Raw genomic sequence first — 23,431 nt, forward strand, 5'->3', positions numbered from 1 at the left:
TCCTGCAGGTGGCCGTGGGAGCCGGCGTGCGTCATCGCGCGCCGGCCTGCATCGTCAGGACAGGTAGCCGCCGTCGACGGTGAGCGTCGTACCCGTCACATAGCTGGCCGCATCGGAGACCAGGAACAGGATGGCGGGGGCGATCTCCTCGGGCTGCGCGACCCGCCCGAGCGGGATCTGCGGCAGGAACATGTCCAGCATCTGCTTGTTCTGCGTCAGCGCCGACGCGAACTTGGTTTCGGTGAGGCCGGGCAGCACGGCGTTCACGCGCACCTTCCACGGCGCACATTCCTTGGCGAAGGACTTGGTCATGTTGATGACCGCACCCTTGGTGATCGAATAGATGCCCTGGTACCACCCCGGTTTCACGCCGTTGATGCTGGCGATGTTGACGATGGCGCCACCGCCATTCCTCTTCATCAGCTTGGACGCCAGCGCCGACAGTTCGAAGTAGCCGCGCACGTTGACCTGGAGGGTCTTGTCGACCATGCCCATGTCGGTGTCGGAGATCTGGCCGAAGTAGGGATTGGTGGCGGCGTTGTTGACGAGGATGTCGAGCCGCCCGAAGCGCGCGTCGATGTCCGCGACGAGGCGCCGGATGTCCTCGCTGCTGCCGGCGTGGGCCGGCATCACCACGGCCTGACCGCCGTCGGCCTCGATCTGCGCGCGCACCTTCTCGAGATCCTCCGCCTTGCGCGACGACAGCACGACCGTGGCGCCCTGGCCCGCGAGCAGGCGGGCGGTGGCCGCACCGATGCCGCGCGAAGAGCCGGTCACCAGGGCAACGCGGTCATTCAGGTCGAAAAGGCGAGTGGGCATGCGCGGTTTCTCCGTTGTGGTTCTGGGCAGTCCTGCGGCTATGGAAACCGAGTTTGCCTGCGGAACTCAAGCGGCGACGCCCGGCAGATAACAAAAGGCCGCCATCGGCAGTACCGACGGCGGCCCGGTGATCCTTCGAGGCCGGCTTACTGCACGCGCACCGGCCCCTGCAGTGGGTTGCCAACGGTACGGCCATCGCGATCGGCGAGTCCGCCACCGACGGTGACGGTATAGGTCCCGGTCCGGGCGACCGGGAACAGCAGCATCCGCCGATTGCTGGTGCCGACTTCCCAGCGTCCCTCGACCGCCTTGCCGGCGGCGTCGCGTACGCGCAGATGCTGCTGCGCGGAGGAGGCATCGGCGAAGGCGCCATTGAACATCAGCACGATCGCCCGCGTGTACGCGGCTGAGCCGGCGTAGACCACCGACAGGCGGCCGTCGGCTTCCGGTCCCCACCACTGCGTCAGGCGCGCCGCGGCCGGGGCGCTCGCGGTCGCCCTGGGCGTTGCCGCCGGTGTCGGTCTGGGCGTCGCGGCCGGCGTCGGTGCGGCCGTCGGTGCCGCGGTGGACGTTGGCGTCGGGGCAGGCGGCTTCGGCGTGGGTGCCGGGGTGGTCACCGGCGCCGCGGCCTGCGCATCGGCCGGCGCGGTCTCGGTGTCGGCCGGCGCCGCGTCCTCCGCTGGGGGTGCGTCCTCGAAGCCGGCGTCCGCGTCCTCGGCGTCCTCTGCGGTGTCGTCGGTCGGTGCCTCGTCGGCGAGGCCGTATTCGCCGTCGGCCGTGCCGTCGACGGCGTCGGGCAGCGGGTCCGTCATGCCATCGGCGGTGTCCGGCGTGGCGGCGGGCTCGCGCTCGGCGACGGCGGGCGCGTCGTCCGCCATGGCCGTCTGTGCCGCGTCGGTCTGCAGACTGCTGCCGAAGACGGCCTCAGGCGGAACCAGACGCAGGTCGACATCGCCGTTCTTGGACGGCGGGTAGAGCGTTTCGAGCGTGAAGTACGTTCCTGCGGCGACGGCGATCGCCACTGCGGTCATCGTCCAGCCTTTCGCAGCCATGGATGGTCCCAATCCTCCGGAAATTGTTGTCTGTGTCTGGGTGCCTGCAAACCCCGGCGGCACCGCGATATCGGGCCGCGGCCGGGCTCCCCGTGCCAGGCGCCGCAGTCAGCCGCGCAAACGACGCGCGGCGGGCAGACTATCAGCCACAGTCCGGTGCGCGTCAATGGCAGCGGCGGCGCCCGGGTTCGCAGTGCGCGCCGCGTCGATCCTCTTGCTGCGCTGCGATAATGGCGTCATTGCGTCTCCGCTTCCCACCCCATTTTTTGACTCCGTGGACATCCGATGAACGACCGTTATCTCGACTTCACCCATTCGCCGTTCGGCAAGACCCTGGCCTCGATGCTGGGCCTGCCGACACCGCCGCGCCTGAACCGCGCCGATGCGGCGTGGGCGGCGCAGGGCCTCGCCGGCGCCCATGTGCTCGTCGGTGGCGACAGTGCGGCGCAGCTTTCGCAGCCGCTGCTGGCGGCGCTGACCGCGAGCGGGACGCAGCTGCGCATCGTGCCCGAGCATGCCGGCCTGCCGCCGCTGAAGGCCGCCGCGGCGACGCTCAAGCTGGCGCTGGCGGGCAATCCGGGCCCCGCTTCCGGGGAAGCGCCGAATCGCGCGATCGTGTTCGATGCCAGCGGCCTGTCGTCGCCGGCGCAGATGCGCGAGCTGTACGACTTCCTGCAGCCGCTGGTGCGCGGCCTCGTGTCGAACGGCCGCATCGTGCTGCTGTCGCGCGCCCCCGATGCCGCCGACAGTGTCGGCGCGAAGACCATGGCCACGGCGCTGCGCGGCTTCATGCGGGCACTGGCCAAGGAAGTCGGCAAGAACGGCAGCACCTGCAACCTGCTCGAGATCGCCGCCGGTGCCGATTCGGCGATCGAGTCGCCGCTGCACTTCTTCCTCAGCCCGCATTCGGCCTACGTCTCCGGCCAGAGTCTGCGCATCACGGCGGCCCGGGGCCAGCCGGTGGCGCTGGCCGGCAGCCTGGCCGGTCGCAGCGCGCTGGTGACCGGCGCGGCGCGCGGCATCGGCGCGGCGATCGCCGAGGTGCTGGCGCGCGAGGGCGCGCAGATCATCGGCGTGGACCATCCCTCGCAGGAGGGCGCGCTCGGCGAGACGATGGCGCGGATCGGCGGTCGCGGTCTCGCCCTGGACGTGACGGCCGCCGATGCGGCGCAGCGCATTGCGGCGGAAGCCGGCGGGCTCGACGTGGTCGTGCATAACGCCGGCGTGACCCGCGACAAGATGCTGCGCAACATGAGCGCACAGCACTGGGACATGGTCCTGAACATCAACCTCGCCGCGATCCTCGACATCAACGAGGGCCTGCTCAAGCGCGGGCTGAACGAGGGCGCGCGCGTGGTCTGCATCTCGTCGATCGGCGGCATCGGCGGCAATGCGGGCCAGACCAACTACGCTTCGACCAAGGCGGGCGTGATCGGGTACGTCGATGCGATGGCCCCCGCCTTCGCCAAGCGGGGCGGCGCGATCAATGCGGTAGCACCGGGCTTCATCGAGACGCAGATGACCGCGGCGATGCCGATGGGGCCGCGCGAGATCGGCCGGCGCATCAACTCGCTGTCGCAGGGCGGCCTGCCGCAGGACATCGCCGAGGCCGTGGCCTTCTTCTCGTCGCCGGCCGCCGCCGGCGTGAACGGCCAGACGCTGCGGGTCTGCGGCCAGAACTGGTTCGGCGCCTGAACCGCGCGGCCTCACTATTTGCGTGCGGGGACCGGTAAACTCCGGTCCCCGCACGCCGCCGTGCGGTCCACAGGCCAAGCCAAGAGAACGCAGTGTCCACCCCCGATCCCGACCTGGAGCTGATCGCCGAGTCGCGGCTGCCTACCCGGCATGCCGAGTTCCGCATTGGCGTCTATCGCAGCGTCGACGGCAAGGAACACGTCGTACTTTCCCTGGGGGATCTCGACGGCGATCCGCCGCTGGTACGGGTGCACTCGGAGTGCCTGACTGGTGACGCGCTGTTCTCGCAGCGCTGCGACTGCGGCGCGCAGCTCGAGTCGGCCTTGCAGCAGATCGCTGCCGAGGGTCGCGGTGCCGTGCTGTACCTGCGGCAAGAGGGGCGGGGCATCGGCCTGGGCAACAAGATCCGCGCCTACGCGCTGCAGGATCGCGGTGCCGATACCGTCGAGGCCAACCACCAGCTCGGCTTTCCGGCCGACGCACGCGAGTACGGGCTCGCGGTTCAGCTGCTTCACCAGCTCGGCCTGTGCCGCATCCGCCTGATGACCAACAACCCGCGCAAGCTCGATGCACTGCGCGCCGACGGCATCGACGTGATCGAGCGGGTCGCGGTCGAGAGCGGACGCAACCCGCATAACGAAAAATATCTCGCGGCCAAGGCGGCCAAGCTCGGGCACTGGCTGACGCTGCCCTGATGGCGAGCAAGGCCGAATCGCCGCCGCCCGGCCTGCTGCGCGAACTCGGCGCCCTGACGACATCGACGTACCGGCTGTCGCAGGGTTTCGTGCCGCTGCTGCGGCTACTGGCGTCGGATGCGGACGTCACCCGCGACGACCTCGCGCAGGCGGTCGACCAGGCCTTCGCCGGGCTGTACCGGCATCCGCTGCTGCGCCAGACCGAGCGGCTGACCGGCTATCTGCGGGCGCGCCGGCTGATTCCCAACGAGCAGTCGACCGAAGATCTGATCCGCTTCATGGTCGACCAGGCCGTCGCCCGCTCGCCGGTGCAGGTGCCCGAACAGATCGTCGACGAGTTCTGGCAGTTCTTCGAGGAGCTGTTCTCGTCGCCGGAGCTCAAGGGGCTGGGCGAACTGAGCCTGGACATGGTGCGGCTGGTGATCCGCACCTACGAACCGTTGCTGGTCGAGATCGTCAACATCCTCAAAGCCGGTCGGCGCTTCAACGCCTGGCAGCTGCAGGAGATCCTGCGTCGCGCGGCACTGATCCGCGGTGACGTGCTCATCGTGCGGCGGCAGATCCGCGCGCTGCGCTACATCAAGCCGTTCTTCCAGACCGATCCGCGGGATTTCAAGGCGCAGGCGCAGATCGTCGCGCGCATGGTGCGCGAGTTCGGGCCGTTCTTCGTCAAGATGGCCCAGGTCGCCGCGGCGAACGCCGATTTCCTCCCCGAGGAGATCGCGCGGGAGCTCGCGGTGTTCCATGAAGACGTGCCGCCGATGAGCGAGGACGAGGTGATCCAGGCCTTCGTCGAATCGCATGGCAAGCCGCCGCACAAGCTCTACCTGGATTTCGACCCGGCGCGACCGGTGAAGTCCGGCTCCATCGGGTCGGTGTACTTCGCCAAGAAACCGTTCGCCGAGGACGGCCGCGAAGTGCTGCGACCGGTGGTGATCAAGGTCGGCCGGCAGAACATCGACCGCGAATTCGCGATCGGCAAGCTGGTGCTGGGCCTGGCCATCATGTCCTCGCAGTACTGGGCGCCGCATTCGAAGCTCACGCCCTTCCTGCGGGCGATGCAGGAGCAGGTGGACGAGTTTGTCGCCGGGTTCATGGCCGAACTCGACTTCGATGCCGAGGCTGCCAACCACCTGCGCTTCGAGCAGCGCAGCCTGCGTTCGACGATGTGGCGGGTGCCGCAGATCTACGGACACTCGCGCCGGATCATCGAGATGGAGTACCTCTCCGATGCGGCGAGCCTGACGCGCGCACTGGCGTCGATGCCGTCAGCGGAGCGGCGGCGCTTCCAGCGTCAGGTGTCGGAGCGCCTGCTGTACACGCTGCTGCACCATGTCTTCGTGCATCACGAGATTCATGGCGACCTGCATCCCGGCAACATCATGGTCGACCGCACCGGCACGCTGTACCTGATCGACTGGGGCAACGTCGTCGGGCTCGACGGCAAGTGGGGGGCGGTCTGGGACTACCTCGCCGCAGCGGTGACCGCGGATACCGATCTGCTCGCCGATGCGCTGATCCGCGTCAGCACGCAGCCCGAGGCGACCGCGGCGCGCCGGCCGCAGATCAAGGCAGCGCTCGACGAGACGCTGCGCAAGAAGGGCGTGACGCCGCTGACGCGGCGCAACTTCGTGACCGAGCTGCGTCGCGGCGGCTTCGACGGCCTGCACGCGCGCGGCCAGACCGTGTTGCACCTGATGTCGAACACCCAGCAGACCGGCCTGGTGATCCAGCGCGATTACCTGCATCTGTCGCGCGCCCTGTTCGCCGCGGCCGGCAGCTTCGGCTCGCTGTACGAGAACGATCCCAAGCAGCGTCTGGCAGCCGACCTGCTGCGCAGCCTGGTGCGCCTGCCGGTCACGCTGACGCAGGACCGGCTGCATGACGAGCTCGGCCTGCTGCGCGGTCGCATGGCCCGCGTGCTGCCGCTGCCCAGGGGCTGGCGGGCACGGATCGCTGCGCTGCCGTCCGCCTGATGATTCCGATGCTCTACCGGACTGCCCGCAACCTGCTGTTCTGCCTCGATGCGGAGCAGGCTCACGAACTCACGCTCGACCTGTTCAGGCGTGCACCGCTGCTGGCGACCGCACCGTTTCGTGGTCGCGTGCCGTCGGCGCCGGTCGACCTGCTGGGGCTGCGCTTTCCGAATCGCGTGGGCCTGGCGGCCGGCCTCGACAAGAACGGCGAGTGCCTGCGGGCCTGGCAGGCCCTGGGATTCGGGTTCGTGGAGATCGGCACGGTGACGCCGCGGCCGCAGCCGGGCAATCCGCGGCCGCGCATGTTCCGCCTGCCGGAGCACGAGGCACTGATCAACCGTCTGGGCTTCAACAACAAGGGCGTCGATCACCTGCTGCGCTGCGTGGCCGAGTCGGACTACGACGGTGTGCTCGGCATCAACATCGGCAAGAACTTCGACACGCCGATCGAACGTGCCGACGAGGACTATCTGAGCTGCCTGCGCAAGGTGTACGCGGCCGCGTCCTACGTCACGGTGAACATCTCGTCGCCGAACACGCGCAACCTGCGCGAGCTTCAGCAGGCCGAACGCCTGCGCGGGCTGCTGTCGGCGCTCGGCGCCGAGCGCGCCCGGCTGGCGCAGGAGCACGGGCGGCATTGTCCCATCCTGGTCAAGATCGCACCGGACGTGAGCGCCGCGGAACTCGACGGCATCGCCACGGCGGCGCGCGAATGCGGCATCGACGGCCTGATCGCGACGAACACCACGATCGAACGACCGGGCCTCGACGGTGTGCCGCTGGCGTCGGAAACAGGCGGCCTGTCGGGTGCCCCGCTGCGACCGCTCGCCGACGAGACCTTGCAGCAGCTGCGCCGCCGGGTCGGCGCCGATTTCCCGCTGGTCGGTGTCGGCGGCATCCTCGGTGCGGCGGACGCCCGCCGCAAGCGCGAGGCCGGGGCGGATCTCGTGCAGATCTACACCGGGTTCATCTATCGTGGGCCGGGACTGATCGCGGACTGTGCCCGGGCGCTGGCGGATCGCTGAGACAGGGGCCTGCAGATCCGTGCGGCGAATGCTGACACGGCGACCTCGGGCAGGGCGGCGCCAGCCTGTGCAAAGCCTTCGCAGCGCGGTTGCTGCTGTCACGTTGAATCCAGTACATTCGCGGCGCTGATAACTTACTAAGACTGCCCAGGGGACGAGACAATGCGCAAGATGCTGATTCCGGCAGCGGCGGGGCTGCTGTGGTCCGGCGTTTCATCGGCTGTGACCGTCGATGGCTACGACATTCCGTACATCGGCGCCGGCTACACCCACGAGTTCGGCGACAGCGCCCGTGACTCGGACGATGGCCAGGGCTTCGAGGTCCGCCTCGGCTGGCCGCTGAGCCACTACGGCTATCCCAACCTTTCGATCGAAGGCAACTACCACTCGCTGCGCCGCGACCGCGACATCGACGGTCGTCCGGACTACCAGCGGGGCCTGATGTTCGACGTCGTCTACGACTTCGGCCTGTTCGGCTGGGGCAGTGACGCGTCGGTGGGTCCGCGCTTCAAGCCCTTCGCGCTCGCCGGCCTCGGCCTCGTGCAGGAAGACGTGCGCGGTGACGAGCACGAGCACTTCGGCGTGAATGTCGGCGGCGGCCTGCTGATGCCGCTGAACTGGCACGGCCTGGCGGCACGCCTCGATGCGCGTGTGCTTGCTCAGGACAACGACGAGTCGGCCGACGGCGAGGACATGCTGATCGACTATCGCGTGAGCCTCGGCCTGCAGCTGCCGTTGACCTTCATCTTCGTGGCGCCCGACCGCGCAGCGCCGCCGCCGGTCGACGAGTGCGAGCTGGCCGTCGTCGATCCGGTCACGGGGCGCAGCGACTGCGGGCTGGACTCCGATCGTGACGGTGTGCTCGACGGTCTCGACGAGTGCCCGGCGACGCCGGCCGGTTCGACGGTCGACGCGCGCGGCTGCACGCTGGACCTCGGCAGCGACGCCGACAATGACGGCGTGCCCAACGACGCCGACCGTTGCCCGGACACGCCGGCCGGCGCGCAGGTCGATGCCATCGGCTGCGTCATCGCACAAACGATGGTGCTGCGCGGTGTCAACTTCGAGAACGACTCGGCCGTGCTCGCCGACGAGTCGCGCGACATCCTCGACGGCGTGGCCGAGTCGCTCAAGAGCCAGCCGAACGTCCGCGTCGAGATCGGCGGTCACACCGACAGCATCGGCAATGACACCTACAACGACTCGCTGTCGCAGCAGCGTGCGGAATCGGTGCGCCAGTACCTGATTTCGCGCGGTGTCGAGGCCGGCCGCATGGAAGCGATGGGTTACGGCGAGTTCAAGCCGATCGCGTCGAACGAGACGGCCGAAGGGCGTGCCGAGAACCGTCGCGTCGAGTTCAAGCTCATCGTCGAGTAGTTCGCGGCAACAGGCTGTCGCAGGAACGCGGCCATCGGTAAGATGGCCGCGTTTTTTCGTACCGCGCCCTCTCTTGTCGAAGTCGCCGAGTTCCGCTGCCGAAGACGTGCCGTCACCCTGCGTGCAGGTGTGCGAGCTCGATGCTGACGGGATCTGCACCGGCTGCCTGCGCAGCATCGGCGAGATCGCGGCCTGGGGCGGCGCGCCGGCCGCCCGCCGGCGCGAGATCCTGCAGGCCGTCGCCAGGCGGCGGATGCGGCAGGACCATCCCCCGGACCGACAGGGCGAGCACGGCGCAGACCCTCCGACCGACCACGGGGCAAGGACTTGAGCAAGACCGTTTCGCCGCAGGATTTCGCCTTCGTCTTCCGGCTGCCCACACGCTGGTCCGATCTCGACATGCTCGGCCACGTCAACAACAGCCGCTTCTTCTCGTTCGACGAGAGCGCCCGGCTGGAGTACTTCGGCGAGCTGATGCGCGACGACCCCACGTTCTGGAAGCAGCGGGGCTTCATCCTGGCGCGCATCGAGTGCGACTTTCTGGCGCAGCTGCACCATCCGGCGCAGGTCGACGTGGGCTTTCGCATCGCCCGTATCGGTCGCAGCAGCATGGACACGTTGGCCGGCATGTTCGTCGACGCCAAGCCGGTGGCGACCAGTCGCGGCGTACTCGTGTGGTACGACTACGAGCAGCAGAAGCCGCAGCCGGTGCCGGACGACGTGCGCGCCCTGATCCGCGAGCGCGAGCGCATCGCCCCCGAGGAGTGAGCAGGGCGGGGCGCTTGCGGCGCCAGGCGCCTAGATCTTCAGCTCGCTGAACTCGCGAGCCGGCACGCCGCGTTCCCAGAGTTCGTCGAAGGTCTTCAGGTGCGGGCGCGCCTCGAGCGGCGCGTCCGCCAGATAGCGTGCTTCGAGCTGATCCGGCGTCTCGCGGTGCAGCAGGCTGCGTCCGTCGCCGATCGCCAGCTCCTCGATCACCCCACGGTCCTCGTCGTCGAGCTGGCGAAAGCCGATGCGGCTGGGCATGCGGCGACCGAGTTCGACGAACCGGTGTGCGCTGCGCATGGCCAGCGCCGGCTGGTTCACCAGCACGCGCACGCGGGCGCGCTCGTGTGCGAGGCAGAAGGCCTTGACCCGTTCGACCAGGGGTTCGGCGCCGTACACCGCGGCATCGAACGCGTGACTCAGGATCACCAGTTCCATGCGTGCCGAGGCCGCCATCTGCTCGAGAATCGCCGCGTAGGCCTGGCGGCCGGCGATCAGGCTTGCCGATGGCGGTTCCCGGTCCATGATTCAGGCCTTCTTGGCCTGCTGCACGGCGTTGCCGATGTAGCTGCCGGGGGTCATCCGCAACAGCCGCTGCTTCTCCGGCTCAGGCAGGTCGAGCTCCGAGACGAAGGCGCGGATCGCGTCGCGTCCGATTTTCTGCCCGCGTGTCAGGCGCTTGAGCTGCTCGTACGGCTCGGGCAGGCCATAGCGGCGCATCACCGTCTGGATGGCCTCGCCGAGCACCTCCCAGTTCTGGTCGAGATCCTGCCCCATGCGCCAGGCGTCGGCCTCGAGCTTGCCGATGCCCTTTGCAATCGACTGGTAGGCGATCAGGGCGTGCGCGGCGCCCACGCCGAGATTGCGCAGGACCGTCGAGTCGGTCAGGTCGCGTTGCCAGCGGGAGATCGGCAGCTTCTCGGCCAGATGCTGCAGGACCGCGTTCGCCAGTCCGAGATTGCCTTCGCCGTTCTCGAAGTCGATGGGGTTGACCTTGTGCGGCATCGTCGAGCTGCCGACCTCGCCGTCGACGGTCCTCTGTCGGAAGTAACCGACAGAGATATAGGCCCAGATGTCGCGGCAGAAGTCGATGAGGATGGTGTTGATGCGCGACAGCGCGTGGAAGTACTCCGCGATGTAGTCGTGCGGCTCGATCTGCGTGGTCGCGGGCGATTCATCGATGCCGAGGCCGGCAAGGACCTCGTGCGCCACGGCCGGCCAGTCCACGTCCGGATAGGCGGCCAGATGCGCATTCCAGTTGCCGACCGCGCCGTTCATCTTGCCGAGGATCGACACCTGCGCGAACTGCTCGCGCTGGCGCCGCAGCCGCTGTGCGAACACCGCCATCTCCTTGCCGAGCGTCGTCGGCGAGGCCGGCTGGCCGTGCGTGCGCGACAGCATCGGCTGCTCGGCGTACGCCTGGGCGAGGCCGCGGATCGACTTGATCAGCTGGTCGATCGCCGGCAGCAGCACCTGTGCGCGTGCGTCCTTGAGCATCAGCGCATGGGCGAGGTTGTTGATGTCCTCGGAGGTGCAGGCGAAGTGTATGAACTCCTTGATGCCGCTCAGGTCCGGGTGCGAGCTGATGCGCTCCTTGAGGTAGTACTCGACCGCCTTGACGTCGTGGTTGGTCGTGTCCTCGATCGCCTTCACGCGCTGGGCCTCCTCCAGCGTGAAGTTGTCGGCGATGCGATCGAGCTTCTCGCGCGCCGCAGCCGACAGGGCGACGACCTCGGCGATCGCCGGCTGGGCGGCCAGCGTCTCCAGCCAGCGGATCTCCGAGAGGACGCGATACCGCATCAGGCCGTACTCGCTGAAGATCCCGCGCAACTTCACGGTTTTCTCGGCGTAGCGGCCGTCGACGGGGGAGATGGCGGACAGCGAAGTCAGATTCATGAAGGAGGCGCCGTTAGGGAACATGGGCGCGCAGCGCGCGGCCCTCAGGCGCCGTATTGTATCGGACGAGCCCCTCTTGCCCGGAGAAACGCCATGTCCAGAGCCGCGCGGCCACGCCGGCCCGCCTACCGCACCGAGCACGACACGCTGGGGCCGTTACAGGTGCCCGCCGATGCCCTGTGGGGTGCGCAGACGCAGCGGGCGATCGAGAACTTTCCGGTGTCCGGACGTGCCATGCCGCGGGGCTTCATCCGCGCCCTCGGGCTGATCAAGGCCGCTGCGGCGGATGCCAATGCCGCGCTCGGGCTGCTCGAGCGCGATACCGCGGAGGCGATCGTCGTCGCCGCGATCGAGGTCGCCGACGGCGCGCACGACGCGCAGTTCCCGGTCGACGTGTTCCAGACCGGTTCCGGCACCTCGAGCAACATGAACGCCAACGAGGTGATCGCGCATCTGGCGGCCCGCGTGCTGGGGCGCGCCGTTCATCCCAACGATCACGTCAACTGCAGCCAGTCGTCGAACGACGTCGTGCCCAGTGCGATCCACCTGTCGGCCGCACTGGCGATCCACGAGTCGCTGCTGCCGTCCCTGCGCCATCTCGCGTCGACCATCGAGCGCAAGTCGCGTGGATTGCGGCGGGCGACCAAGACCGGCCGCACGCACCTGATGGACGCCATGCCGCTGCGTTTCGAACAGGAGCTGTCGGGCTGGGCTCAGCAGATCCGCCACGCCGTGGCGCGCATCGAATCGGTGCAGCCGCGCCTGCAGCGGCTCGCGCTCGGCGGCACGGCAGTGGGGACCGGCATCAACGCGCATCCGCGATTCGCCGCCCGCAGTTGCGCGGCACTGTCGCGGCGCATGCGCCTGCGGCTGGCGCCCGCCGAGAACTACTTCGAGGCGCTGGCCAGCCAGGACACTGCCGCCGAACTGTCCGGACAGCTCAAGGTGGCCGCCTGCGCGCTGATGAAGATCGCCAACGACCTGCGCTGGATGAACTCCGGACCGCTGGCCGGGCTGGGGGAGATCGAGTTGCCGGCGCTGCAGCCGGGGTCCTCGATCATGCCTGGAAAGGTCAATCCGGTGATTCCCGAGTCGGCCTGCATGGCGGCGGCCGCCGTGATCGGCAACGACGCCGCCATCACCGTCGCCGCCCAATCGGGCAATTTCCAGCTCAACGTCATGCTGCCGCTGGTCGCCGACCGCCTGCTCGACAGCCTGCAGCTGCTGACGAGCAGCGCGCGCCTGCTGGCCGATCGTGCCATCGCCGGGTTCAAGGTCCGCAGCGCGCGCATCGGCGAGGCGCTGGCGCGCAATCCGGTGCTGATCACCGCGGCCAACCCGGTCATCGGCTACGAGCGCGGCGCCGCCATCGCCAAGCAGGCCTACGCCGAGGGGCGGCCGGTGCTCGATGTCGCGGTCGAAGTGACCGGTCTGCCCCGCGCGGAACTGGCGCGCCTGCTCGATCCGGCGGCGCTCACGCAGGGCGGATTGCCGGGTCGGGCAAAAACCTGACAGCCGCTGCCCGACACCGTTGATCGGCGTCCGCCTACGGCCCGTCGGTTGCTTCGTTCGTATGCTCGAAGCTGTTCTAACTTGCGGTGAAGCCCGTGAACGGAAAGCCACCGATGTTCGAATTCAGCTGGCGCAACGCCCGCCGCAGATCGCCGGAAGAGGCCATGGCGGGGACCGCCCCGCAGCCGTCGCCGTTCCTCGCGGTCTATGCGCCGACCGAATGGGGTCTGCGCGATCCCGCCTGGCAGGACATGCTGCAACGCGTGCTGCCGCCCGGGCGCCAGGTCGCGATGCGTGCGGTCGAGGCGTCGCAGCCGGACGATCCGGTCGTCGCGCTCGACGCCGAATTCGCACTCGGCCTGTTCGTGGAGCCGGCGGCGCTCGACCACCTGGCCGACCGCGTGCTGGCCGCCCGCGAGGCCGGCCGCAGCGCGACGCTGATCGTCGCCGTGCAGGGGCGGCAGCTCGCCGGACTCGGCCGCTGGTTGCAAGCCCGTGCCGGCAAGGGGCGGCTGGTCGGGCTGCGCCTGATCCTGGCGCGTGACACCGAGGACTTGCTGCGCCAGTTGCCGGAGCGCATGCGCCACGGCGTCGAGGACAACCTGATCCGTATGCCGGTGTCGACCGAGATCGAGGACTCGCCGCACAAGAACTTCTTCGTTTTCAGCCCGGAACTGCAGTCGCTGGTCGGCCGCATCCGCGCCTTTGCGCGCAACGGCATCGCCCGGGCCTACCTGCTCGGCGGGCCGGGAAGCGGCAAGACCTCGCTGGCGTACTTCTACTACCTGGTGCGCAACAAGGGCCGGTTCGTGTCGGTGAACCTCGCGGCCGAGAACACCGGTGACAAGGCGGCGGTGAAATCGCTGCTGTGCGGTCACGTCATGGGCGCCTTCCCGGGCGCCGGCTCGCGCCTGGGCGCGTTCACGCATGCGCGCGACGGGGTGTGTTTCATCGACGAGGCCCACGGCGTCACCGGCTCGGTCATGGAAGTGCTCATGGAGGCGCTCGACAACGGTCAGTACATGCCGTTCGGCGCCTCGGCCAAGCAGCCGCTCGATTGCGCGCTGCTGTTCGCCACCAATCGCACCTGGGCCTCGCTGCAGGCCTCGGTGAACATCGACGAGTTCACGCGCCTGGGCGCGGCCGTGCTGGAAGTGCCGGAGCTGCAGAAGCGCGAGGAAGACCTGATCGCCGTGATCGCCACGACGCTGGCGCGCCTCGGCGGCAGCTGCACCACCTGGACGGCGCCCGAAGGCATCGACGATGCCGCCTGGCGGCGCATCCGCGAGTGCCGCTGGCACGGCAACGTGCGCGCGCTGGTGCGCGTGATCGAGGCCGCCTTCGTCGAGACTGCTGCCGACGGCGCTTCGCCGTTGATCCCGGCGACGGCCATCGACGACGGCATTGCCCTGTGGGAGCCGGCGCAGCACCACAGCCACCGCCTGTACGCCGCCGCATAGGGCCGTCCCGGCGGACGCCGCGAACAAAACGGGGTAGCATTCGGCCCCGTCCTTTTTCGCCCCAGCCGCCGCCGTCGAGCCCATGACCGTGATCCGCCAGGACGACTTCGTTTCGTCCATCGCCGACGCTTTCCAGTACATCAGCTACTACCATCCGCTCGACTACATCCAGGCGCTCGGCGAGGCCTGGGAGCGCGAGGAGAACCCGGCGGCGAAGGACGCGATCGCGCAGATCCTGACCAACTCGCGGATGAGCGCGGAAGGTCACCGGCCTATCTGCCAGGACACGGGCATCGCCACGGTGTTCCTGAAGATCGGCATGAACGTGCGCTGGGACGCGACGCTGTCGCTCAGCGAGATGGTCAACGAAGGCGTGCGCCGCGCCTACAACCACCCGGACAACAAGCTGCGCGCGTCGGTGCTCGCCGACCCGGCCGGCAAGCGCGCGAACACCAAGGACAATACGCCCGCGGTGATCCATACCGAGATCGTTGCCGGCGATCACGTCGAGGTGATCTGTGCCGCCAAGGGTGGCGGTTCAGAGGCCAAGGCCAAGATGGCGATGCTCAACCCGTCGGACTCGATCGTCGACTGGGTGCTCAGGACGGTGCCGACGATGGGCGCCGGCTGGTGCCCGCCGGGCATCCTCGGCATCGGCATCGGCGGTACGCCGGAGAAGGCAATGCTGCTGGCCAAGGAATCGCTGATGGCGCCGGTGGACATCCACGAGCTCAAGGCGCGCGGTGCGCAGAACCGCGCCGAGGAACTGCGCCTCGAACTGTTCGAGAAGGTCAACCAGCTCGGCATCGGCGCCCAGGGTCTCGGCGGCCTGACCACGGTGGTCGACGTCAAGGTCATGGACTATCCGACGCACGCGGCCAACCTGCCGGTCGCCCTGATTCCGAACTGCGCGGCTACCCGTCACGTGCACTTCGAACTCGACGGCTCCGGCCCGGCCGAGTTGCCGACGCCCAGGCTGGAAGACTGGCCGCAGGTCACCTGGCAGGCGGATACCAAGACCGCGACGCGGGTCCATCTCGACACGCTGACCAAGGAAGAAGTCGCGTCGTGGAAGCCGGGCCAGATCCTGCTGCTCAACGGCAAGATGCTCACCGGCCGCGATGCCGCCCACAAGCGCATCCAGGACATGCTCGCCAAGGGCGAGAAGCTGCCGGTGGACTTCACCAATCGTGCGATCTACTACGTCGGTCCGGTCGATCCGGTGAAGGGCGAGGTCGTCGGCCCGGCCGGCCCGACGACGGCAACGCGCATGGACAAGTTCACCGAGATGATGCTCGCGCAGACCGGGCTGATCGCAATGATCGGCAAGTCCGAGCGCGGGCCGGTCGCGATCGAGTCGATCAAGAAGCACCGCAGCGCCTACCTGATGGCGGTCGGCGGGGCGGCCTATCTCGTCGCCAAGGCGATCCGCAGTGCGAAGGTCGTCGGGTTCGAGGACCTGGGCATGGAAGCGATCTACGAGTTCGAGGTGCAGGACATGCCGGTGACGGTTGCGGTCGATGCCGCCGGAACGTCGGTGCACGAAACCGGTCCGAAGCAGTGGCAGGCGAAGATCGCCGGCCGCATCGGCAACATTCCGGTTGCCCTGGCCTGATGCCGAGAACTGCATGATCGCCAACTATCGCTCGCTCGCGTTTCTCGGGTTCCTGGCCTGTGCCGTCGGCATGGCCTTCGCGCTGTACCTCGAACACTTCCGCGGCTACGAGCCGTGTCCGATGTGCATCTTCCAGCGTGTGGCGATGATCGGTGCCGGCCTGATCTTCCTTGCCGCGACGCTGCATGGGCCGACCGGCTTCGGTCGCTGGATCTACGCGCTGCTGGCGGCGACGGCGTCGGGTATCGGTGCCGGCATTGCCGCCCGCCACGTCTGGCTGCAGTCGCTGCCCGAAGATCAGGTGCCGGCCTGCGGTCCGGCGCTTGACTACCTGATGGACATGATGCCGCTGATGGAAGTCGTGCAACTGGTGCTGTCGGGCGACGGCAATTGCGCGAAGATCGATGCACAGTGGCTCGGCGTCTCGCTGCCGGGCTGGACCCTGGTCGCCTTCGTCGGGCTGGCGCTGTGGGCGCTGATCACGCCGCTGTTTGCGCGTCGCCCGAGCTGGTGAGCGCCACGCGATTCCCGATTCCCCTTCGACTGTCCGTTCCCCATGACCTACGCCACGACCGATCTTTCAGACGCACATCCCGAAGCGCAGGTCGCCGAACCGATCTTCGGTGACTTCGGCGGCCTCATCGACTTTTACGGCGCGATCAAGACGATCAAGGTGTTCGAGGACAACGCCCTGGTGCGCGCCACACTCGAGACGCCGGGCGAGGGCAGGGTACTGGTCGTCGACGGTGGCGGCTCGAACCGCTGCGCGCTGGTCGGCGGCAATCTGGGCCAGCTCGGTGTCGACAACGGCTGGGCCGGCATCGTCGTCTTCGGCTATGTCCGCGACTCCGAGGAACTCGCCGAACAGGCGATCGGCATCAAGGCGCTGGGCACGCATCCGCGCAAGTCGGAAAAGGGCCTGCACTCGGCCGCACAGGACAAGGCCGTGGGCTTTGCCGGGGTCACTTTCAAGCCGGGCGCCTGGCTCTACGCCGATGCCGACGGCATCGTCGTGAGCGATGTACCCATCCATGGGTAAGCCGGGGCCATCCGTGGCCCCGACTGTTGAAACAAGCTAAAGTCCGCGCCGTTTTTTTTGCACCCATTTTCCGAATGACGAGAGGTAGATGATGAGCGGAGTCAAAGGCGTTGAAATCCTCGGCGCACTCAAGCCGGCCTACAAGAAGATCCTGACGCCGGAGGCACTCAAGTTCCTCGCCACGCTGGTGCGCAAGCACGGCGCGACGCGCGAAAAGCTGCTGGCCTATCGGGTCGAGCGCCAGGCCGCGGTCGACGCCGGCAAGCTCAAGCTGGGCTTTCTCAAGGAGACGGCGAAGGTCCGCGCCGGCAAGTGGAAGATCGCCGGCATCCCGGCGGACCTGCAGGACCGTCGCGTCGAGATCACCGGTCCGGTCGACCGCAAGATGGTCATCAACGCGCTGAATTCCGGCGCCAAGTGCTTCATGGCGGACTTCGAGGATTCGGCGGCGCCGACCTGGGAGCTGATGATGGACGGGCACATCAACCTGTCCGACGCGGTGCGCCGCAAGATCAGCTTCACCAACGAAGCCGGCAAGCAGTACAAGCTCAACAAGGACATCGCCACGCTGATCGTGCGGCCGCGCGGCTGGCACCTGCTCGAGAAGCACATCCTGATCGACGGCAAGCCGGCGCCCGGCGGCATCGTCGACTTCGCGCTGTTCTTCTTCCACAACGCCAAGGAGCAGCTCAAGCGCGGCACGGGGCCGTACTTCTACCTGCCGAAGATGCAGTCGCATCTCGAGGCCCGCCTGTGGAACAGCATCTTCAAGGATGCGCAGGACCTGCTGAAGATCCCGCAGAAAACGATCAAGGCCACGGTGCTGATCGAGACGATCTGGGCTGCGTTCGAGATGGACGAGATCCTCTACGAACTGCGCAACCACATCGTTGCGCTCAACTGCGGCCGCTGGGACTACATCTTCAGCTTCATCAAGACCTACCGGAACCACGGCGACCGCATGATTCCGGACCGCCACAGCGTCGGCATGGACCGCCACTTCCTCGACAGCTACTCCAAGCTGCTGTGCGAAACCACGCACAAGCGCGGCGCGCAGGCGATGGGCGGCATGGCCGCGTTCATCCCGGTCAAGAACGACGAGGCCAAGAACAAGGCCGTGTTCGACAAGGTCTCGGCGGACAAGCTGCGCGAGGTCAAGAACGGCCACGACGGCACCTGGGTCGCGCATCCGGGCCTCGTGCCGGTGGCGATGAAGGTGTTCGACGAGCACATGCCGACGCCGAATCAGGTCGCCCAGCAGTTCAACTACAAGATCAAGGCCAAGGACCTGCTCGAACTGCCGCAAGGCAAGATCACCGAGGACGGTCTGCGTAACAACATCAACGTCGGCATCCAGTACATGGAAGCCTGGATCAACGGCAACGGCTGCGTGCCGCTGCACAACCTGATGGAAGATGCGGCCACCGCCGAGATTTCGCGCGTGCAGGTCTGGCAGTGGATCAAGTACGGCGCCAAGCTGGCCGACGGCCGTACCGTCACCCGCGAGCTGGCGCTGCGCATGATCGACGAGGAGCTGGCGACGGTGCGCAATCAGCTCGGCGACGAGCGCTTCTACAAGGGGCGTTTCGCCGAGGCTGCCGGCATCTTCGCGCGCATGTCGACGGCCGCGCAGTGCGCGGACTTCCTGACGCTGCCGGCCTACGAGTACCTCGACTAAAGGCGGATTGCGGCAAACACGACGGGGCGCGATGTTGGCGCCCCGTTTTCTTTGGCTTGTCTGAAAAGTCGCAACCTTGGATGGTTGTGGCGGTGCCATGGACGGCATATGTGTCAATGGCACCTGCAGTAGCAGACAAGATCGCCTGCGTCCTTGTGCGCTGCAAAATGATTGCCGCTATAATCGCGCCCCCTAAACGGCGTACCCCCGCGTCAGTCCGTGTTTTCCGATTCGCGCTGAACGCTTGGTCGACCGCCACAAGGCTCTGTTTTGATGAGCCGATTTCGGTTTCTTTCACCCGAGAGGACTGTTGCAGATGACGACCCGCGACGAGCAGATCAAGGCCCTGGAAAAGGATTGGGCGGAAAACCCCCGCTGGAAGAGCGTCAAGCGTGGCTACAGCGCCGCTGACGTGGTTCGTCTGCGCGGTTCGCTGAACGTCGAGCACACCCTGGCCAAGCGTGGCGCCGAGAAGCTGTGGAAGCTGGTCAACGGCGACGCCAAGAAGGGCTACGTCAATGCCTTCGGCGCGATCACCGCCGGCCAGGCGATGCAGCAGGCCAAGGCCGGCCTCGAGGCCGTGTACCTGTCGGGCTGGCAGGTCGCCGCCGACGGCAACACCTCCGAGACCATGTACCCGGACCAGTCGCTGTACGCGTACGACTCGGTGCCGACGATGGTCCGTCGCATCAACAACACCTTCAAGCGCGCCGACGAGATCCAGTGGGCCAAGGGCGTCGGCCCCGGCGACAAGGACTTCGTCGACTACTTCCTGCCGATCGTCGCGGACGCGGAAGCCGGCTTCGGCGGCGTGCTCAACGCCTTCGAGCTGATGAAGAACATGATCAGCGCGGGCGCTGCGGGCGTGCACTTCGAGGACCAGCTCGCAGCCGTGAAGAAGTGCGGCCACATGGGCGGCAAGGTGCTCGTGCCGACGCAGGAAGCGGTCGAGAAGCTGATCGCGGCGCGTTTCGCCGCCGACGTCATGGGCGTGCCGACCATCGTGCTCGCGCGCACCGACGCCGAGGCTGCGAACCTGCTGACCTCGGATCACGACGCCAATGACAAGCCGTTCGTCACCGGCGAGCGCACCTCGGAAGGCTTCTACCGCGTCAAGAACGGCCTCGAGCAGGCGATCTCGCGCGGCGTCGCCTACGCGCCGTACGCCGACCTGGTGTGGTGCGAGACCGGCACGCCGGACCTCGGCTTCGCCCGCGAGTTCGCGCAGGCCGTGCACGCCAAGTGCCCGGGCAAGCTGCTCTCGTACAACTGCTCGCCGTCGTTCAACTGGAAGAAGAACCTCGACGACAAGACCATCGCCAAGTTCCAGGACGAGCTGTCGGCACTGGGTTACAAGTACCAGTTCATCACGCTCGCCGGCATCCACATCAACTGGTACAACACCTTCCAGTTCGCGTACAACTACGCGCGCGGCGAAGGCATGAAGCACTACACCGAGATGGTGCAGGAGCCGGAGTTCAAGGCGCGCGACCAGGGCTACACCTTCGTGTCGCACCAGCAGGAAGTCGGCGCCGGCTACTTCGACGACGTCACCACGGTGATCCAGGGTGGCAGCTCGAGCGTCAAGGCGCTCAGCGGCTCGACCGAAGAAGAGCAGTTCCACTAAGAGCCGAACGGCATGCCGGCCCGCGCTGCCGAGTGGCGGGGGCCTTGGCATCGCAGTGCCGAGAGCTTTAAAGTACTTTAAGTTTCAAACAAAACCCCCGGATTATCTGGGGGTTTTCTTTTTTTGCGTCTGTGGTCGCGGGAGCGCCGCCGCGGCCGCTTGTCTTCCGCCACGGACAGGCGTATGACTGCGGTCCCGGGACCGTTCGGGGGCGTCATGAACAAGCACCGCATTGTAGCCGCCGCGCTGCTCGTGGCCGTCGTCGTCGGCTTCGCCTGGTACCTGCAATCCGCCGGGCGGCGACCAGCCGAGACGGCCGAGGCACCGCCACCGCCGACGATTCCCGGCGCGAGCATTCTCGAAGGGCTCGAGGGCTACGACTATCCGGTCACCGCGAACGCCGAGGCGCAGCGCTGGTTCAACCAGGGCATGGTGCTGACCTGGGGCTTCAACCACGATGCAGCGGCGCGCTCGTTCCTGATGGGGACTGCCGCCGATCCGGGTTGCGCGATGTGCTGGTGGGGCGCGGCGCTGGTGCTCGGGCCGCACGTCAACGCGCCGATGGCCCCCGAGGACGTGCCCCGTGCCTGGGCCCGTCTCCAGAATGCCCTGGAACGGGTCGACACGGTGACACCGCGCGAGCGCGCGTATATCGAGGCCCTGGCGGCGCGCTACGCCGAGCAGTCCGGTGACGACCGCAGCGCTCTCGACAAGGCTTGGGCCGAAGCAATCGGCCAGGTCGTAGCGCAGTATCCGGACGACCTCGATGCCGCGACGCTGTATGCCGAGGCGCTGATGGACCTGCAGCCCTGGGACTACTACGACGCAGACGGCCGGCCGCGCGGGCGCACGCCGGAGATCATCGCGACACTGGAAGCGGTGATGGCGCGGGATTCCGGGCATCCCGGGGCGCTGCACCTGTACATCCATGCGGTCGAGGCCTCGGACGCGCCGGAGCGCGGTGTCGCGGCAGCCGACCGGCTGCGCGAGGTGCTGCCGGGTGCGGGACATCTGGTGCACATGCCGGCGCATATCTATACGCGCGTCGGTCGCTACCACGACGCCGTCGTCGCGAACCAGAAGGCCATCGAGGCCGACGATGCCTATCTCGCGCTGTGCCGCCCGGCCCCGGGCGTCTATCCGCTGGGCTACGTGCCGCACAATCATCACTACCTCTGGTGGGCGGCATCGATGCAGGGGGCCGGCGAGACGGCGCTGGCGGCAGCCGACGAAACTGCCAAACGGGCCTGGATTCCGGAGCTGATCCGCGAACCGACGCTGATCGCACTGCAGGACTTCTGGGTCACACCGCTGAAGGCGCGCGTGCAGTTCGGCCGCTGGGACGAGCTGCTGGCGACGCCGGCACCGCCCGAGGATCTGGCCTATCCCACGGCGATGTGGCATTTCGCGCGCGGGATGGCGCACGCACGTACCGGGGACGTCGATGCCGCCGCGCAGCACCTCAAGGCCTTGTCGTCCGCCGCCGCCGACCCGGCATTCGAGGCCTTGCTGATCGGGCCGCAGCATCCGCTGTCGACGACGCTGCGTATCGCCGAACGCCTGCTGGCAGGGACGCTCGCGGCGCAGGTCGGCGACGGCGACGCCGCCATCGCGGCGTTCGAGCAGGGGCTCGCGCTCGAGGATGCGGCAGCCTACTTCGAGCCGCCGCTGTGGCACGCGCCGGTACGCCAGACGCTGGGCGCTGCACTGCTCGCCGACGGCCGGGCAGCGGACGCCGAAGCGGTGTATCGCGAAGACCTGCGCCGCAATCCTGAGAACGGCTGGTCGCTGTACGGACTGGAGCGCAGTCTGCGTGCGCAGGGACGCGACGCTGATGCCGACGCCGCACGCGTGCGGTTCGAGGCTGCGTGGTCGCAGGCGGACGTACGGCTCGACGCCTCACGCATCTGATAGAGGGCTAAAACCCGATCCAAGGCAGACCGCCTGCCTGTGCAGAAGGAGAAGTCTCGTGCGCGTGCTCAAGTGGCTGGTGATCGTCGTTGCGATCCTGATCGTTGCGGCGATCGGCATCGGTTTCGTGCTCCCCGACCGGGCCAGCCTCGAACGCTCGGTGGTCGTGGATGCGCCGCCGGCAACGGTCTACACCGCGCTCAACGGCTTCAGGCAGTTCAACCACTGGTCGCCGTGGGCCGCGCTCGACCCGGACGCGGTCTATCTCCACGAAGGGCCGCCCGTGGGTGTCGGCGCGAAGATGAGCTGGCGCAGCGATGACCCCTCGGTGGGCAGCGGCAGCCAGGAGATCGTCGAAACCGTACCGTTCGAGCGTGTCCGCATGCGCCTGGAGTTCGAGGGCTTCGACAGCGAGAACTACGCGAGCCTCTCGCTCGAGCCGGAGGGTGAGGGCACGCGGGTCACCTGGGGCTACGACACCCGCTTTCACGGCGACCTGCTGGGGCGTTACTTCGGACTGATGCTCGATGGCATGCTCGGCCCGTTCTACGAGCGCGGGCTGGCGGCACTCCAGTCCTTCGTCGAGACCCTGCCGGTCGAGGACATCAGCAATCTGGAGGTCGACGTGATCGAGGTCGAGCCCCGGCCCATCGTCTATCTGTCCGCCGCGGCAGGACCGGATGATGCGGCGCAGGTGCTCGCGGCGGCGCATGCGCGGCTCGCGGCGCATCTGGCGGCGAACGGACTCCAACGGAGCGCGCCGCCGATCGCCATCACCCGCGAGTACAACGAGGAAACCGGCGCCTGGCGCTTCGATGCCGCGATGATCGTGAACCGCGCCGATCCGCCAGCGGACGAGGCCCAGGGCATCCGCAGCGGCCAGCGCTACAGCGGCTGGGTGGCGCGTGCCGCGCACACCGGACCTTACGAGACGAGCGCAGTCACCTACCGGCAGTTGCTGGCGTGGCGCAGCGCCGCAGGCCTCGAGGACAACGGCGATTCCTGGGAGCAGTACCCCGGCGATCCGGCAGCGACGGAACAGCCGTCGATGTACGTGTTCTGGCCGATCCGCTAGCCTGCATTTCTCACAGGGTGATCGAGCGATGGCCGTACGTCGAGGATGCCAGCGGCGCCGGGCTGGAGCGAAACCGATGGTTGTTCCATCGGTTGAGTGAAGCCCAAGCTGATGGCACCGCAGGCAGGCCAGTGCCGATCAGCCTTCGATCCCGATGACCGCATTGTTTTGCGAGCGCATCACGAAATCCTAAATGAGTTCCGGCTCTGGTGCG

General features: G+C 67.8%; 20 protein-coding genes. 16 read left to right on the forward strand and 4 right to left on the reverse strand.

The annotated features are described in order from the left end of the window. Positions 1–54: 54 nt before the first annotated feature. A complete protein-coding gene (locus tag C8D93_RS10225; protein WP_110265078.1) occupies positions 55–819 on the reverse strand; it encodes an SDR family oxidoreductase in 765 nt (254 codons plus the stop codon). A 146-nt stretch (positions 820–965) separates the two neighbouring features. Continuing rightward, positions 966–1,871, reverse strand: coding sequence for a hypothetical protein (locus tag C8D93_RS10230; RefSeq protein ID WP_110265079.1), 906 nt, complete (start codon positions 1,869–1,871; stop codon positions 966–968). Between the two features lie 285 nt (positions 1,872–2,156). Here C8D93_RS10230 and C8D93_RS10235 point away from each other — a divergent pair, with 285 nt between their 5' ends. The 7 genes from C8D93_RS10235 (at position 2,157) to C8D93_RS20675 (ending at position 9,407) form a co-directional block, all read left to right on the forward strand. Next, complete coding sequence (locus C8D93_RS10235; protein ID WP_110265080.1) at positions 2,157–3,566, forward strand: 3-oxoacyl-ACP reductase; 1,410 nt, start codon at positions 2,157–2,159, stop codon at positions 3,564–3,566. A 92-nt stretch (positions 3,567–3,658) separates the two neighbouring features. Continuing rightward, a complete protein-coding gene (ribA, locus tag C8D93_RS10240) occupies positions 3,659–4,261 on the forward strand; it encodes a GTP cyclohydrolase II (RefSeq protein WP_245903877.1) in 603 nt (200 codons plus the stop codon). Next, positions 4,261–6,237, forward strand: a complete 1,977-nt coding sequence (locus C8D93_RS10245; RefSeq protein WP_110265081.1) for an ABC1 kinase family protein — start codon at positions 4,261–4,263, stop codon at positions 6,235–6,237. Before ribA ends, C8D93_RS10245 begins: the two co-directional genes overlap by 1 nt. Positions 6,238–6,245: 8 nt before the next feature. Then, positions 6,246–7,262: a quinone-dependent dihydroorotate dehydrogenase gene (locus C8D93_RS10250; protein WP_110265125.1), complete on the forward strand. Its 1,017-nt coding sequence runs from the start codon at positions 6,246–6,248 to the stop codon at positions 7,260–7,262. 162 nt (positions 7,263–7,424) lie between these two features. Further along, complete coding sequence (locus tag C8D93_RS20940; RefSeq protein ID WP_110265082.1) at positions 7,425–8,639, forward strand: OmpA family protein; 1,215 nt, start codon at positions 7,425–7,427, stop codon at positions 8,637–8,639. 127 nt (positions 8,640–8,766) lie between these two features. Then, a complete protein-coding gene (locus C8D93_RS21355; RefSeq protein ID WP_366515928.1) occupies positions 8,767–8,970 on the forward strand; it encodes a DUF1289 domain-containing protein in 204 nt (67 codons plus the stop codon). Continuing rightward, a complete protein-coding gene (locus tag C8D93_RS20675) occupies positions 8,967–9,407 on the forward strand; it encodes an acyl-CoA thioesterase (protein ID WP_170123983.1) in 441 nt (146 codons plus the stop codon). The genes C8D93_RS21355 and C8D93_RS20675 overlap by 4 nt, the downstream gene beginning before the upstream one ends. Positions 9,408–9,437: 30 nt before the next feature. Here C8D93_RS20675 and C8D93_RS10265 read toward each other — a convergent pair whose 3' ends face one another. Continuing rightward, positions 9,438–9,929, reverse strand: a complete 492-nt coding sequence (locus tag C8D93_RS10265; RefSeq protein WP_110265083.1) for a DUF7931 domain-containing protein — start codon at positions 9,927–9,929, stop codon at positions 9,438–9,440. 3 nt (positions 9,930–9,932) lie between these two features. After that, positions 9,933–11,300: an adenylosuccinate lyase gene (gene purB / locus C8D93_RS10270; RefSeq protein WP_110265084.1), complete on the reverse strand. Its 1,368-nt coding sequence runs from the start codon at positions 11,298–11,300 to the stop codon at positions 9,933–9,935. A 93-nt stretch (positions 11,301–11,393) separates the two neighbouring features. Here purB and C8D93_RS10275 point away from each other — a divergent pair, with 93 nt between their 5' ends. The 9 genes from C8D93_RS10275 to C8D93_RS10310 all read left to right on the forward strand — a co-directional run bounded on the left by C8D93_RS10275 (position 11,394) and on the right by C8D93_RS10310 (position 23,217). Next, complete coding sequence (locus tag C8D93_RS10275) at positions 11,394–12,812, forward strand: class II fumarate hydratase (RefSeq protein WP_110265085.1); 1,419 nt, start codon at positions 11,394–11,396, stop codon at positions 12,810–12,812. 164 nt (positions 12,813–12,976) lie between these two features. Next, the gene (locus tag C8D93_RS10280) at positions 12,977–14,272 is read left to right on the forward strand and encodes a sigma 54-interacting transcriptional regulator (RefSeq protein ID WP_110265127.1); all 1,296 of its coding nucleotides are present in this window, start codon (positions 12,977–12,979) and stop codon (positions 14,270–14,272) included. An 82-nt stretch (positions 14,273–14,354) separates the two neighbouring features. Next, on the forward strand, positions 14,355–15,887 hold the full coding sequence (locus C8D93_RS10285) for a fumarate hydratase (RefSeq protein ID WP_110265086.1): 1,533 nt from the start codon (positions 14,355–14,357) through the stop codon (positions 15,885–15,887). Positions 15,888–15,900: 13 nt separating this feature from the next. Continuing rightward, positions 15,901–16,401 (forward strand): disulfide bond formation protein B, encoded by a 501-nt coding sequence (locus tag C8D93_RS10290; RefSeq protein WP_110265087.1) that lies wholly within the window; start codon positions 15,901–15,903, stop codon positions 16,399–16,401. A 42-nt stretch (positions 16,402–16,443) separates the two neighbouring features. After that, positions 16,444–16,926, forward strand: coding sequence for a ribonuclease E activity regulator RraA (gene rraA / locus C8D93_RS10295; RefSeq protein ID WP_110265088.1), 483 nt, complete (start codon positions 16,444–16,446; stop codon positions 16,924–16,926). A gap of 91 nt (positions 16,927–17,017) precedes the next feature. Beyond that, a complete protein-coding gene (aceB, locus tag C8D93_RS10300) occupies positions 17,018–18,604 on the forward strand; it encodes a malate synthase A (protein WP_110265128.1) in 1,587 nt (528 codons plus the stop codon). A 316-nt stretch (positions 18,605–18,920) separates the two neighbouring features. Then, positions 18,921–20,231, forward strand: a complete 1,311-nt coding sequence (gene aceA, locus C8D93_RS10305; protein ID WP_110265089.1) for an isocitrate lyase — start codon at positions 18,921–18,923, stop codon at positions 20,229–20,231. Positions 20,232–20,414: 183 nt separating this feature from the next. Next, positions 20,415–22,142, forward strand: a complete 1,728-nt coding sequence (locus tag C8D93_RS20680) for a tetratricopeptide repeat protein (protein ID WP_170123984.1) — start codon at positions 20,415–20,417, stop codon at positions 22,140–22,142. Positions 22,143–22,200: 58 nt separating this feature from the next. Further along, on the forward strand, positions 22,201–23,217 hold the full coding sequence (locus C8D93_RS10310) for an SRPBCC family protein (RefSeq protein ID WP_170123985.1): 1,017 nt from the start codon (positions 22,201–22,203) through the stop codon (positions 23,215–23,217). The last annotated feature ends 214 nt before the right edge of the window (positions 23,218–23,431 follow it).

The sequence above is a fragment of the Sinimarinibacterium flocculans genome, from assembly GCF_003201205.1.
GTDB classification, from domain to species: Bacteria; Pseudomonadota; Gammaproteobacteria; order Nevskiales; family Nevskiaceae; genus Solimonas; species Solimonas flocculans.